This window comes from Rathayibacter festucae DSM 15932, from assembly GCF_004011135.1.
In the GTDB taxonomy this organism is placed as follows: Bacteria; Actinomycetota; Actinomycetes; order Actinomycetales; family Microbacteriaceae; genus Rathayibacter; species Rathayibacter festucae.
This window is the reverse complement of sequence record NZ_CP028137.1, coordinates 2,790,076-2,803,169: the sequence shown is the minus strand read 5'-3', so window position 1 is coordinate 2,803,169 and position 13,094 is coordinate 2,790,076. Positions and strand designations below refer to the sequence as shown.

Sequence of the window (13,094 nt, the reverse complement as noted above, 5' to 3'; positions counted from 1 at the left end):
GTGAACTCCCAGGCGGCTCGCCTCTACCGTCGAGGGAGGCGACCGCAGCAGCGGCCTGCCGCACACCGAGTGAGACATCAAGGAGCACTACCGTGTCGCAGATCATCGAGACCGTCGACGTCAACGTCCCCGTGTCCGTCGCGTACAACCAGTGGACGCAGTTCGAGGAGTTCCCCAAGTTCCTCGACGAGGTCGAGTCCATCCAGCAGGTCACCGACGTCCTCACCGTCTGGAAGGTGAAGGTCGGCCCCGTCGAGCGCGAGTTCGAGGCCAACATCACCGAGCAGCACCCCGACGAGCGCGTCGCCTGGAACAGCACCGGCGGCGAGACCGACCACGCCGGCGTCGTCACCTTCCACAAGCTCTCGGACACCGAGACCCGCGTCACCGTGCAGCTCGACTGGGAGCCCGAGGGCTTCCTCGAGACCGTCGGCTCGCTCGTCGGCGCCGGCAGCCACGCGGTCAAGAAGGACCTCAAGAACTTCAAGGAGTACATCGAGTCCAAGGGCTCGCCGGACGGCGCCTGGCGCGGCGACGTCGAGGCCTGAGCCACGATGTCGGACGACAGCACCCCGGACACCGGCACTCCTGAGGACGGCGGCCTCGGCACCGAGGGCACCATCCCCGACTCCGAGGACGGGATCGCCCTGGGCGTCTCGGGCGACTCGCACTTCAACCCCGAGGAGGACGCCCCGAGCGACTCCGAGGGCGAGGCGGACGAGAAGTAGCAGAACGATGTGAAGGGCCGGAGGCGGTGACGCCCCCGGCCCTTCGTCGTCTCAGCGCCAGGCGCGTGCGTACTGCGGCGGCACCAGACCGAGCGGAGCCCCGAGCTCGCGCGCCATCCGCGACGGCGCGTGCGGGTCGCGCAGCAGCTCGCGCGCCAGCAGCACGACGTCCGCGTCGCCGCCGGCCACCACGCCCTCGGCCTGCTCGGCCGTCGTGATCAGCCCGACCGCCCCGACGGGAGCGCCGGTCGCCCGGCCCACCTCGCGCGCGAACGGCACCTGGTAGAGCGGCGCCACCGGGATGTCGGTGCCCTTCACGAGCCCGCCGGTCGAGACGTCGAAGAGGTCGACGCCCTCGTCGCGCGCCCACTCCGAGACCCGGATCGTCTCCTCGAGCGTCCAGCCGCCCTCGGCCCAGTCGGTGGCGGAGAAGCGCACCAGCAGCGGCAGCTCGCCGATCTCGGCCCGCACCGCGCGGACGACCTCGAGCAGGAGCCGCGCGCGGTTCTCCAGCGATCCGCCGTAGGCGTCCTCGCGGTGGTTCGAGAGCGGCGAGAGGAACTGGTGCAGCAGGTAGCCGTGCGCCGCGTGCAGCTCGATCACGTCGAAGCCCGCGTCCACGGCACGGCGGGCGGAGGCGCGGAACGCCTCGACGAGGCCCGGCAGCTCCTCGGCGTCGAGCGCCCGCGGCACCGCGTAGCCCTCGAACGCGACGGCGGAGGGGGCGACGGTCTCCCAGCCGCCCTCGTCGACGGGGACGGAGCCGCGCCCGCTCCACTCGCGGTAGGTGGACGCCTTGCGGCCCGCGTGCGCGAGCTGGATGCCGGCGAGGGCGCCCTGCCCGTGCACGAAGTCGACGATCGGCGCCCAGGCCGCCTGCTGCGCGTCGTTCCAGAGCCCGGTGTCCCAGGGGCTGATCCGCCCCTCGGGCACGACGCCGGTCGCCTCGACGATCACCACCCCCGCCCCGCCGCGCGCGAGCGAGCCGAGGTGCACGAGGTGCCACGGCGTCGGCACGCCGTCCTGCGCCTCCACCGAGTACTGGCACATCGGCGCGGCCCAGACGCGGTTGCGCGCCGTGCGGGAGCGGAGGGTCAGCGGCTGGAAGAGGGCGGGGGAGTCGGTGGTGGTGCGAGGTGCGTCGGTCATCTCAGGGCCAACCGACGGAGCGTCCCGGGTATGCCCGCTGTCGCGCGATGGCCGTCCCCGCGCCGTCGCTCAGCGCGGCCAGGTCGCCCCGGGCGCCTCCTGCCAGACCGAGCTCGGCGGCGCGAGCGACTCCAGCTCCTCGAACAGCGCGTCCGGGATGTCGAGCGCGTCGTCCGCGACGAACGCGTCGTAGTGCTCGGCGCTCGTCGCGCCGACCACCGTCGTCGTCACCCGCGGGTCCCGGGTCGAGAACTGCAGGGCGGCGGCGGCCAGCGGCACGCCCGCCCGCTCGCAGGCCTCGCCCATCGCGGCGACCGCGTCGACGATCTCCTGCGGCGCGGGCGCGTAGGCGTAGCTGCGGACCGGCTCGGGCCAGCGCGCGAGCGCCCCGCCCCCGTAGACCGCGGCGTTCACCACGATGACGCCGCGCGCGACGGAGGCGTCGATCAGCTCCTCGGAGGAGCGGTCGACCAGCGTGAACCGGTTGTGCGTGATCACCGCGTCGAACAGCCCGGTGTCGACGTAGTGGTGCAGCATCGGCGCGGGCCCGCCCGAGATGCCGATGGAGAGCGCGACGCCGGCCTCCTTCATCGCGACGAGCGCGCGGACCGGGCCGTCCTCGGCGAAGGCCTCGTCGTAGGAGATGCGCTCCGGGTCGTGCAGGTAGAGCAGGGGCAGCACGTCCATGCCCAGGCGCTCGCGGCTCTCATCGAGGCTGCGGCGCATCCGCTCGGCCGAGTAGCTGCCGGTCTCCGGGTCGCGGTCGAGCTTCGTGACGACGGTGATCCCCTCCGGGACCCCGCCGCGGGCCCGCAGCGCCTCGCCGATCAGCCGCTCGCTGTGCCCGAGCGCGTACTCGTTGGAGGTGTCGATCACCGAGACGGCGCGGTCGGCGCCGGAGTGGAGCACGCGCTCGAGCGCGGGCACCGTGTCGAGCGCGCCGACGCGGTCGGGGTTCCAGGAGGTGCCGAGGGTGAGCCGGGTCACCAGGGCGCCGGACGGGCCGAAGGGGCGGAGCGCGGAGGGCTGAGAGGTCATCCCGTCAGCCTGGCAGCCGCGCCCGTCGCACGTCGAGGGCTCAGTGCATCAGCAGCTCAGTGCACCAGCAGCTCAGTGCATCAGCAGCTCAGTGCACCAGCGTGCTGAGCCACACCACGACGAACCCGAGCAGCGTCGTCACGAGCGTGCTCAGCACCCGCCGCTTCCACGAGCTGCCGCGCCGCGCCGACATCAGGTAGCCGAGCGCCGCGAGGATCGCGACACCCGCTCCGAGCGCCAGGTAGTACGCCGTCCACTCGTCCAGCACCCCGAGCGGCCCGAGCGCGAGCAGCAGCGCCGGCACGACCATCGCGGCGATCATCCCGATCGAGTGCCGGGCGGTGTCCCGCACGGCGGCGAGCACGGTGCGCGGAGTCGGATCCGACTCGGGCAGGCGCGCGATCGTCCCGGAGTAGAGGTGCGCGACCCAGAACACCGTCACCGAGCCGAGCAGGAACAGCAGGACGTCGAGGTCCGTGTCCTTGTCCCAGCCGACGGCGATCAGCGTGATCGAGAGCACAGTGCCGTAGATGGCACCCTCGGTGCGCATCACCGCGCCGAGCACGCCGACCGCGACCACGGCGCCGGTGCGGGTGGTGACGATCCGTCGCTGCGGCGGCGCCTGCTCGAGGGTCGGGGAGTCGTCGGGATCCATGGAGCTCGGCCTTCCGTCGGGCGCGGGCGACCGGCGGCGGACCGGCCTGACCACACCCTAGGGCCTGTCGGACGCGATCCCGAGTGCTCGCGACGGCGGTCTCCGGTCCGACGGACCCTAGCGGCGCGCCTGAGCCCGCGGCCGCGTCTTCAGCGGCACGGGCGGCAGGGTGGCGAGCGACGGCGCGACGAAGCCGACGACGTCGGAGTAGTGCTCCTCCTCGCCCGAGCGGACGAACGACCAGCACTTGAGCGACGCGGGCCGGTCGCGCAGCGGCAGCGGGCTCGCCTCGACGACCAGGGCTCCGTCGCTCCGGTAGACCACCCGCGCGGGGACGCCGCGGCGGCGGCCGTCGATCGTGTGGCTCGCGGTGGTGCGGAGCACGCCGTCGCGGCTGTCGAGGCCGATGGAGAGGACGGAGCGGAAGTCGTCCGAGGCAGCGCCCATGCCGATCAGGAAGTCGGGGCCGGTGCCGCGGAGCAGGAACACGACGTCGAGCCCCTTCTCGTGCCGGAGCGCGTACGTCGCGGTCAGCATGCCCTGACCGAAGGTGGCCGCGCGCGCCGCGGACTCCTCGTGGTGGGATCGGGCTTCCTGCTCGCGCATGCGGCGCTCCTTCGGGTCTCCGGCTCGGTCGAGTCGCCGCCCCCCGCCGCTCGTCGTCTCCTTCACCGTAGAGGAGAGCCGCCCTATGATCGCCCCGTGCCTCGCATTCCGGACAGCGTCCCCACGCCCGCGCTCGTGCTCGACGAGGCGGTCCTCGACCGCAACATCGCGGCCACCGCCCGCTCGGCCCGCGATCGGGGCGTCGCGCTGCGCCCGCACGCCAAGACCCACAAGTCGATCGAGATCGCCCGGCGGCAGCTGGCGGCCGGCGCGGTCGGCCTCACCGTCGCGACCGTGTCGGAGGCCGAGGTGCTCGCGGCCGGCGGTGTCGAGGACCTCTTCATCGCCTATCCGCTCTGGCTCGACGCCGAGCGCGCGGCCCGGCTGCGCGGCGTGCTCGAGCGGGCGCGGGTCCGGGTCGGCGTCGACTCCGCGGAGTCGGCGCGCCGGCTCGCCGCGGCGATCCCCGCCGGCCTCGAGGTCGTCGTCGAGGTCGACTCCGGCCACCACCGCAGCGGAGTGCCGCCGCAGGAGGCCGGCGCGGTGGCCGCCGCCGCGGCCGAGGCCGGGCTCGACGTGGTCGGCGTCTTCACCTTCCCCGGCCACAGCTACGCCCTCGACGGCCGCCGCGCCGCGGCCCGCGACGAGGCCGCCGCGCTGAGCGCCGCCGCGGCCTCGCTCGCCGGCGCCGGAGTCCCGGCCCGCGTGATCAGCGGAGGCTCGACTCCGTCCCTCGAGTTCGCCGACGCCGGCGTCCTCACCGAGCTGCGGCCGGGCGTCTCGGCGCTGGGCGACGCGCAGCAGTGGGAGATCGGCACCATCGGCCCGGAGTCGATCGCGGTCACCGTGCTGGCGACGATCGTCGCCCGCCGCGACGACCACCTGATCGCCGACGCCGGCAGCAAGGTGCTCTCCTCCGATCGCGGTGCCGCCTCGACCGGCTTCGGCCGCCTCCTCGAGCACCCCGAGGCCCGCATCACCGTCCTCTCGGAGCACCACGCCACCATCACCGGCGTCGACCTCCCGCTCGGCACCCGGATCCGCATCGCCCCCAACCACGTCTGCGTCGCCGTCAACCTCGCCGACGACTACCGCGTCCTCCTCGCCGACGGCAGCACCACCACCTGGCCCGTCGACGCCCGCGGCCGCAACACCTGACCCCGCTCGCGCCGAGACGTCCTCGGACGGTCGAGGCGTCCAGGTGCTGCTGGACGCCTCGACCAGTGCGGGACGCCTCACCGGCGTGCCCTCGTCCCGGCTGATCGAGTAGCCCGCGCAGCGGGCGTATCGAGATCCACCGGCGTCCGACGGAGGTCTGCAGACCCGGCCTGCTGGTCACGGCGGGTCTCGATACGCCGCTCCGCAGCTACTCGACCAGCCTGCCTGCGGGCGTCTCTTCCCAGGAGATCCCGCGTGGCTCAGCGCCGCGGCACGCGCAGTCCGACCACCGCGGTCAGCCCGAGCAGCACGAAGGCCGACGCGAAGGCCGCCGTCGGCGACGCCGCGTCCGCGAGCGCCCCCGCCAGCAGCGGCCCGACGACCCCGCCGAGGTCCGACGCCGCCTGGAAGAACGACACCGGCTTGCCGCCGCGCTCGCCCGCCGCATCGCCCACGAGCGCGCCCGGCGCCGTCCCCATGAACGCGGCCGCCGCTCCGTACACGCAGAGCAGCGCGATGAGCAGCCACAGCTCGTGCACCAGCGGCATCGCCAGCATCGCGACGGCCGCGACGGCGAACCCGCCGATCAGCGCAGGCCGACGCCCGACCGTGTCGACGAAGCGCCCGGCCGGCGCCAGCGCGATCGTCTGCACCACCGCCGCGATGGCGAAGGCGATGCCCGTCCAGGCCGGCTCGTCGCCCAGCCCCTCGACGACGAGCACCGGCACGAGCGTCGCCCGGACGCCCATCGCCGACCAGCCGAGCGCGAAGTTCGCGAGCACCGCGCTCTGGTACCGCCGGTCGCGCGCGACCTCGCGCATCGGCTTCGCGACCGCGGTCGCCGCCTTCGCGTCGGCCTCGCGGTCCGGCCGCTGCAGCAGCACCAGCCCGACGATCCCGGCGATCGCGAGCGTGCCCGCGTAGAAGAAGAAGGGAGCGGTCAGCGAGATCGCCGTCAGCACGCCGCCGACGGCCGGTCCCGCCATGCCGCCGAGCAGGAACCCGCCCTGGTAGAAGCCGATCGACCTGCCCCGCCGCTCCGGATCCGCCGTCCGCAGCAGCAGCGTCATCGCCGCGACCGAGAACATCGCGGAGCCGATCCCGCCCGCCCCGCGCAGCAGCAGCAGGTGCGCGTAGTCGCCGGCCAGCCCGACGAGCGCGCTGGACACCGCGACGATCCCGATGCCGACGGCCAGCACGATGCGCTCGCCGACCCGGTCGACCAGCGGCCCGACGAACGGATTCGCGACCAGCCGCATCAGCGCGAACGCCGACACCACCGCCCCGACCTCGACGTAGCCGACCCCGAAGCTCCGCACGTACACCGGCAGCACCGGCACGACGACCCCGAACCCCAGCATCACGAAGAACGCGACGATCCCGAGGACCTTCACATCGCGGGGGAGCCGCGCCCCGGGTTCACGGTTCTTCCACGGAGCACGCACCCACCGACGCTACCCCGTGCCTCCGACACTGCGATCCCGGACGGACGGTACCCTCACTCGGATGAGGTGGAGATGCAGAGCGGCGGCAGCGCTCCTCGCCGCGCCCGTCCTCCTCCTCACCGCCTGCGCGCTCCCCGGCCGGGCCCAGGACCCGGCCCTCTGCCCACCCGTCGAGGAGTCGTGGAACGCCTTCGCGGCGGACCCCGCGACGGCGAACCGCGAGGCGTTCGAAGCCGCCCTCGACGCGCTGCAGTACGAGTCCTCCACCTCGACCGCGGTCGACGCGGCGCGCTCGGCGAAGTCCGCACTGCAGAGCACCCTCGCCCGGAAGCCGGTGCGCAATCCGTCCTTCTGGAACGCCCTCGACCTGATCGCCGAGGAGTGCGCCGAAGCCGGTGTCGGCCTCTCCTTCGACGGCCACGGCGAGCCGCTGCCCGCCGTCGGCTGACCCGCCCAGGAATGCCGGGCCGGGACGCGCGTTGTCCTCAGGGATGACTTCCGCAGCAGACCCGTCCACCGTCCCCACTCCCGAGGCCCCCACTCCCGAGCAGCGCGCCCTCGTGGTCGGCGCCACCGGCATCGGCGGCTCCGCCCTCGTCGACCTGCTCACCGAGCGCGGCTGGCCCGTGACCGCCCTCTCGCGCCGGCCGATCGCCGAGCGCCCCGGCGTCACCCCGCTCTCCGCCGACCTCCGCTCCGCCGAGGACCTCGCCCGCGTCCTCGCCGACGAGAAGCCGACCCACGTCTTCTTCACCGCCTGGTCGCGCCAGGCCACGGAGGAGGAGAACATCGCCGTCAACGGCGGCATGGTCCGCGACCTCCTCGCCGCGCTCTCGCACGCGCCGCTCCAGCACGTCGCGCTCGTCACCGGGCTCAAGCACTACCTCGGCCCGTTCGAGGCCTACGGCCAGGGCGCGATGCCCGACACCCCGTTCCACGAGGAGGAGGAGCGCCTCGACGCGCCCAACTTCTACTACGCGCAGGAGGACGAGCTCTTCGCCGCCGCCGAGCGCGACGGCTTCACCTGGTCGGTGCACCGCTCGCACACCGTGATCGGCCACGCGGTCGGCAACGCGATGAACATGGGCCTCACGCTGGCCGTCGCCGCGTCGATCCACCGCGCGCAGGGCACGCCGTTCGTCTTCCCCGGCTCTCTCACGCAGTGGAACGGCCTCACCGACATGACCGACTCCACCGTCCTCGCCGAGCAGATGCTCTGGGCGTCGACGTCGGAGGCGGGCCGCGACGAGGCGTTCAACGTCGTCAACGGCGACGTCTTCCGCTGGCGCTGGATGTGGTCGCGCATCGCCGAGCACTTCGGCGTCGAGCCCGTCGGCCCCGGCGAGGAGCGGCAGCCCCTCGAGCAGCAGATGGCCGGCGCCGACGAGGTCTGGCAGCGCCTCGTCCGCGAGCACGACCTGATCGAGCCCGACCTCGAGCGCGTCGCCTCCTGGTGGCACACCGACGCCGACCTCGGCCGGCAGATCGAGGTGGTCACCGACATCAGCAAGTCGCGCCTGGCCGGCTTCGGTGTGCACCACCGCACCGTCGACTCCTTCACGGCCCTGTTCGACCGCTACCGCGCGGAGCGCCTGATCCCGTAGGCCCGCGGCAAGGGGTCGGCGGCCCCGTCCGGTCGCCGACCCGTCGCCCGCACGACACCCGGGCGACACCCTGCGTCCCCCCGCGCTGCCTAGCGTCACGGCATGGCGGCGGCGGGGTACGGACGGGTGGGCACCCGGTGATCGAGCGGGTGGACCCGTTCCTCGGCACCGAGGCGACACAGCTCCCCGACGCGACCGGGCTCGCGGCGACCTGGTGGTCGCCCAAGCCGCAGATCGGCAACACGCACCCGGGCGCGACCTTCCCGCTCGGGATGGTGTCCGCCTGCTCCTACTCCGGCGCCTACCCGACCGGCTACGGCCGCTACGACCTCGCGCTCGAGGGCGTCCCGCCGACGATCCAGGACGGCCTCGTCGCCTCCGGCTTCACGCACTTCCAGCAGTCCGGCACCGGCGCGATCCGCAAGTACTACAACTACCTCCGCGTCACGCCGATGCTCGAGCCGCTCGACGAGCTCGGCCGCAGCTGGGCGATCGAGGACGAGGTCGCCGAGCCCGGCTACTACGCCGCGACCCTCTCCTCCGGGATCCGCGCCGAGCTCACCGTCGGCCCCGCCTCGGTCGTGCACCGCTACACCTTCCCCGAGCACCGCAGCGCCCGCGTGGTCGTCGACCTCTCGCTCGGCGGCCTCGCGATCCCCTCCGGAGCGACGATCCCGCTCCGCGCGCAGCTGCACTCCGTCTCGCCCGGCGTCGCGGCCGGCGAGGTCGTCATGGAGGGCGCGCCGCTCGCCGTCCACCTCGAGTGCGACGCCCTGCAGTGGCGGCAGATGCTCTGGTACGACCGCCGTCTGATGCCGGGCGGCACCCGGCTCGACTTCGACCACATCCGGCCGACCACCCTGCGCCCGTTCGGGCTGATGTGGGCCGGTCCGAGCACGGCCGGCCAGACCGTCGAGCTGCGGATGGGCTTCTCCCTCCGCGGCACCGAGCGCGCCCGCGAGAACCTGCACCGCGACGTGCCGCCGACGACCGGCGGCTTCGACCAGCGCCGCGACCGCACCCGCAAGACCTGGCGGAAGCGCCTGCGCACGATCGCCGTGGACACCCCCTCGCCCGAGCGCGAGACCGTGTTCGCCACGGCGCTCTACCACTCGCTGATCAAGCCCTGCCTGGCGCCGGACGAGAGCCCGTTCTGGCCGACCGACGGTCCGTTCGTCTTCGACCTCAGCACGATGTGGGACATCTACCGCACCCAGCTCCCGCTGCTCACGGCCCTCCTGCCCGAGCGCGCGGTCGAGATCGGCGCGGCGCTGCTCACCATCTGCGAGGAGGAGGGCAACTTCCCGATCGGCTACCGGATGGCGAAGGGCAGCGACCGCTTCTCCCGCCAGGGCAGCGCGCTCGCGCACACCTTCCTCGCCGATCTCTGCCGCCTCGGCCTGCCCGGCATCGACTGGGAGGCGGCCCTCGTGCACATGGGCGAGGACCTCAAGCGCACCTACGGCGAGGAGTTCCTGGCGGCGGGGGAGGCGCACCCGATCAGCCACACCCTCGACCTCGCGCACGGCTACTGGTGCACCGCGGTCGTGGCGCGGCACGTCGGCGACCACCTCCTCGCCGACCAGCTCGAGGAGCGGGCGGCCCAGTGGGTGAACGCCTACGACCTGCGCTCCGGCCTGCTCAAGGACTCGACCTACTACGAGGGCACGCGGCACAACTACTCCTTCCGCCTGCTGCACGACATGGCCGGCCGCATCGCGATCAGCGGAGGCGACGACGCCTTCGTCGCGCAGCTGGACGAGTTCTTCGGCTACGGCGCCGAGCCCGTCGTGCAGCCGGGACTGCGCCCGGACCGCGCGGAGATGCTCGCGGGCGCGGCCCTCGGCCGCTTCGAGGGGCTGAACAACGAGCCCGACATGGACGCGCCGTGGGCATACCACTACGCAGGCCGCCCCGACCGCACGGCCGAGATCGTGCACGGGGTGCTGCACCAGCGCTTCGGCGCAGGTCGCGGCGGTCTGCCCGGCAACGACGACTCCGGCGGCCTGAGCTCCTGGTACGTCTGGGCGAGCCTCGGGCTCTTCCCGGTCGCCGGCCAGGGGCTGCTGCTGGTCAACGCGCCGGCCTTCGCGCGGGCGTCGATCGCGGTGGGCGGGGCGGACGTCGAGCTGCGCACCACCGGCTTCGTCGAGCCGGTGCCGGGCGGCCCCGTCCAGTACGTGCAGTCCGCGGAGCTGAACGGCGCACCGCTCGACGCGAGCTGGATCACCGCCGACGAGCTGCACCGCGGCGGCGCGCTGACGCTGCACCTCGGCGCCGAGCCGGCCGGCTGGGGGAGCGCCCCCGAGCACCGCCCGCCGTCGTTCCCGCGGCACTGAGCACCCCGCACGCCCTGACCACGCCCGCCCCGCCCGCACCGATCACCCCTGAAGGAGCACCATGGACCAGAGCACGCACGCCCACACCGTGCAGAACCGACTCGTCATCGTGGTCCGCGCGGATCCGGTGATCTGCGGGCACTCGGTCGAGGCCCGCAACCTCGCCGAGACCGCCCTGGAGCGCGGCTTCGACGAGGTGCGGATCGTCACCTGGCCGATCGAGCGGCTCCAGGCCGCCGGCCTCCCGCTCAAGCCGCTCGACGCCGTCCTCCCCTACAGCGACGGCATCATCGTCGAGCGCCCGGAGCCCGTCGGCGACTACAAGGTGCCGGACGGCCGCTTCCTCGCCGGCATGGTCGGCCGCCTGGTCGAGCTGTTCACCGACGGCGTGCCCACGGTCTGCCTCTCCCTCTACCTCAGCCCGCACACCCTCGCGGTGGCGGACGCCCTGCGCGCCGCCTGGAGCACCGGACTCCCGGTCGACGTCACGACGATCGCCGAGGCGGTCGGCTCCGACGTCACGAACGTCGTCCGCCGGGCGGTCGAGGAGGGCCGCCTCGGCGCCGCCGCGCACATCTTCGCCTCGTACCTCTCGCAGGACCACTGCGTCGCCGTCTCCGAGTACACCCGCGACCTGATCGTCGAGGAGGCCGAGCGGATCGACGCGGTGCACGGCACCCGCTTCGCCGAGCAGTGCCGCGCGCGCATCGAGATCTCCTACCCGGCGATCGACTCCGACGCGTACACCGGGCTCGACCCGGCCGTCGTCGACGAGGTCGTGCGCGCCCGCGGGCTGCGCACCGACGGCTACGTGCTCTTCCTCTCCCGGCTGACGGAGGCGAAGGGCGTCGAGGATCTGATCGCCGGCTACGAGCGCAGCGCCGTCCACGCGGACCGGGAGCTCGTCATCGCCGGGCGCGGTCCGCAGGAGGCGGAGCTGCGGCGCCTGGCGGCCGCGTCGCCGCTGGCCCACCGCATCCGCTTCCTCGACGACGTCGGCGACGCGGAGAAGCCCTACCTGATGGCCGGCTGCTCGGCGTTCGTGCTGCCGAGCAAGCCGCGCCCGGAGTTCGTCGAGACCTTCGGCATCGCGCTCGCGGAGAAGATGCTCGCGGGCGGCGGACCCGTCATCACGACCCTGACCGGCGGCATCGGCGAGGCGGTCGGCGAGCACGCGTTCATCACCCCGGTCGACGCCCCGGACACGATCGCCGCGCTGCTGGACCACGTGGTGCTCGAGCTGACCGCCGAGGACCGGGCGCAGCGGGCCGTCGCGGCGCGCGAGTACGCCCTGCAGTTCGACCGCCGCCGGGTGTTCGACCGGATGTTCGCCCGCCTCGGGCGACCGGTGCAGGCGGGACAGGCCGCCTAGGCGCCGCCCTCGGCCGCGACGGCCAGGCGGTAGCGGACGAAGCGGAGGGTGAAGCTGTGCCGGTCGCCGCTGCCGAGGCGCTCCGCCAGCACCCGGATGCCGAGCACGGCGACGACGCGCCACCACTCGAGCTCGTCGGAGACGACGGCGGTGAACTCGTCACCGGGCCGGACGTCATCGGGATCCGTGCCGGAAGCCCCGGCGCTGGAGCGCGGGGCGGTGGTCGTGTCGAGCATGGCGCCGACTCCTGTCGGCAGGCCTCGCGGGAGCGCTTCGGGTGCGCCGCGCACCCGGATGCCGGGCCCACGAGAGGGGGAGCTCGCTACCCGGCATCCGGTCATGCGCGCGGTCACGGGGTCGAGCCCGCCGGAACGAACCCGGACCGCACTCGAAGTGTAGGCCTGTGTCCTGGGCATGGCGCGGAATGTCAAGCGCTTGCGAGGCAGTTCGGAGAGTCCGACAGATATCGGCGAACTCGACGCCGTCCGGTCCTTCAGAGGCGACCGGCGCCAGGCGGCGAGCGTCGGTCGGCTGACGTCAGTCGGCTGACGTCAGGCTGCGGGCTCCGCGCGGCGCAGCGGCACCGCGGTCGCGCCGACGGGCTCCGGGACGATGCGCAGACCGGCGCCGCTGTTGGCGCGCTCCATCAGGGCCTCGATCCACTCGGGGTTGATCGTGGGCTGGCGGCTGCCCTTGAAGTCGAACTGCAGCGGGATGGTCGGGTGCATCCATACGCCGCGGCGGCCGGTCCCGGCGTTCGGGCTGGCGTCGAGGGTGAGCAGGAAGCGCTCGTCCCGGCGGAACTTGTTGATGATGACGATCTGCAGGTGGGCCAGAGTCCGGTCGTCGACCTCGATGGCCGCCGGAGGAGTGCCGTACATGATGCTGCCCATGGTCTTCTCCCGTTCGCACGAAGACAGGAGCCTGTCCCTGTCGCTAGAAAGACTGTCTACTAGTTTGACTAACGATGTCAAGCCGGGCCGGATGAACGGACGGTGAC

At 73.5% G+C, this 13,094-nt stretch carries 14 protein-coding genes; 7 read left to right on the top strand and 7 right to left on the bottom strand.

The window, feature by feature from the left end; all coding sequences use genetic code 11:
* Nucleotides 1-92 precede the first annotated feature (92 nt).
* Nucleotides 93-548, top strand: a complete 456-nt coding sequence (locus C1I64_RS12930) for an SRPBCC family protein (RefSeq protein ID WP_123446671.1) — start codon at nt 93-95, stop codon at nt 546-548.
* Nucleotides 549-554: 6 nt separating this feature from the next.
* Nucleotides 555-728: a hypothetical protein gene (locus C1I64_RS20135; protein ID WP_164874539.1), complete on the top strand. Its 174-nt coding sequence runs from the start codon at nt 555-557 to the stop codon at nt 726-728.
* A gap of 51 nt (nt 729-779) precedes the next feature.
* On the opposite strand, the gene C1I64_RS12925 is transcribed toward C1I64_RS20135, so the two are convergent.
* The 4 genes from C1I64_RS12925 to C1I64_RS12910 form a co-directional block, all read right to left on the bottom strand.
* Nucleotides 780-1,877: an NADH:flavin oxidoreductase/NADH oxidase gene (locus C1I64_RS12925; protein WP_127887474.1), complete on the bottom strand. Its 1,098-nt coding sequence runs from the start codon at nt 1,875-1,877 to the stop codon at nt 780-782.
* 69 nt (nt 1,878-1,946) lie between these two features.
* Nucleotides 1,947-2,915, bottom strand: coding sequence for an aldo/keto reductase (locus C1I64_RS12920; protein ID WP_127887473.1), 969 nt, complete (start codon nt 2,913-2,915; stop codon nt 1,947-1,949).
* A gap of 88 nt (nt 2,916-3,003) precedes the next feature.
* Nucleotides 3,004-3,570, bottom strand: coding sequence for a hypothetical protein (locus tag C1I64_RS12915; RefSeq protein ID WP_127887472.1), 567 nt, complete (start codon nt 3,568-3,570; stop codon nt 3,004-3,006).
* 117 nt (nt 3,571-3,687) lie between these two features.
* A complete protein-coding gene (locus tag C1I64_RS12910) occupies nt 3,688-4,176 on the bottom strand; it encodes a hypothetical protein (protein WP_127887471.1) in 489 nt (162 codons plus the stop codon).
* 96 nt (nt 4,177-4,272) lie between these two features.
* Between C1I64_RS12910 and C1I64_RS12905 the strand changes: the two genes are divergently transcribed.
* On the top strand, nt 4,273-5,334 hold the full coding sequence (locus tag C1I64_RS12905; protein ID WP_208645124.1) for an alanine racemase: 1,062 nt from the start codon (nt 4,273-4,275) through the stop codon (nt 5,332-5,334).
* Between the two features lie 260 nt (nt 5,335-5,594).
* On the opposite strand, the gene C1I64_RS12900 is transcribed toward C1I64_RS12905, so the two are convergent.
* Nucleotides 5,595-6,779 carry an MFS transporter gene (locus tag C1I64_RS12900; protein WP_243587693.1) on the bottom strand — a complete coding sequence of 395 codons (1,185 nt, stop codon included), beginning with the start codon at nt 6,777-6,779 and terminating at the stop codon, nt 5,595-5,597.
* A gap of 61 nt (nt 6,780-6,840) precedes the next feature.
* Between C1I64_RS12900 and C1I64_RS12895 the strand changes: the two genes are divergently transcribed.
* The 4 genes from C1I64_RS12895 to C1I64_RS12880 all read left to right on the top strand — a co-directional run bounded on the left by C1I64_RS12895 (nt 6,841) and on the right by C1I64_RS12880 (nt 12,094).
* Complete coding sequence (locus C1I64_RS12895; RefSeq protein WP_127887470.1) at nt 6,841-7,227, top strand: hypothetical protein; 387 nt, start codon at nt 6,841-6,843, stop codon at nt 7,225-7,227.
* Between the two features lie 43 nt (nt 7,228-7,270).
* Complete coding sequence (locus tag C1I64_RS12890; protein ID WP_127887469.1) at nt 7,271-8,383, top strand: SDR family oxidoreductase; 1,113 nt, start codon at nt 7,271-7,273, stop codon at nt 8,381-8,383.
* A gap of 137 nt (nt 8,384-8,520) precedes the next feature.
* Nucleotides 8,521-10,722 carry a glycoside hydrolase domain-containing protein gene (locus C1I64_RS12885; protein ID WP_127887468.1) on the top strand — a complete coding sequence of 734 codons (2,202 nt, stop codon included), beginning with the start codon at nt 8,521-8,523 and terminating at the stop codon, nt 10,720-10,722.
* Nucleotides 10,723-10,783: 61 nt separating this feature from the next.
* Entirely contained in the window at nt 10,784-12,094 is a 1,311-nt protein-coding gene (locus C1I64_RS12880; protein WP_123446662.1) for a glycosyltransferase, read from the top strand.
* Here the strand turns inward: C1I64_RS12880 and C1I64_RS12875 are convergent.
* Entirely contained in the window at nt 12,091-12,330 is a 240-nt protein-coding gene (locus C1I64_RS12875) for a hypothetical protein (protein WP_123446661.1), read from the bottom strand. The genes C1I64_RS12880 and C1I64_RS12875 overlap by 4 nt on opposite strands.
* Before the next feature lie 315 nt (nt 12,331-12,645).
* Nucleotides 12,646-12,987 (bottom strand): DUF7882 family protein, encoded by a 342-nt coding sequence (locus C1I64_RS12870; protein ID WP_123705407.1) that lies wholly within the window; start codon nt 12,985-12,987, stop codon nt 12,646-12,648.
* Between the last annotated feature and the right edge of the window lie 107 nt (nt 12,988-13,094).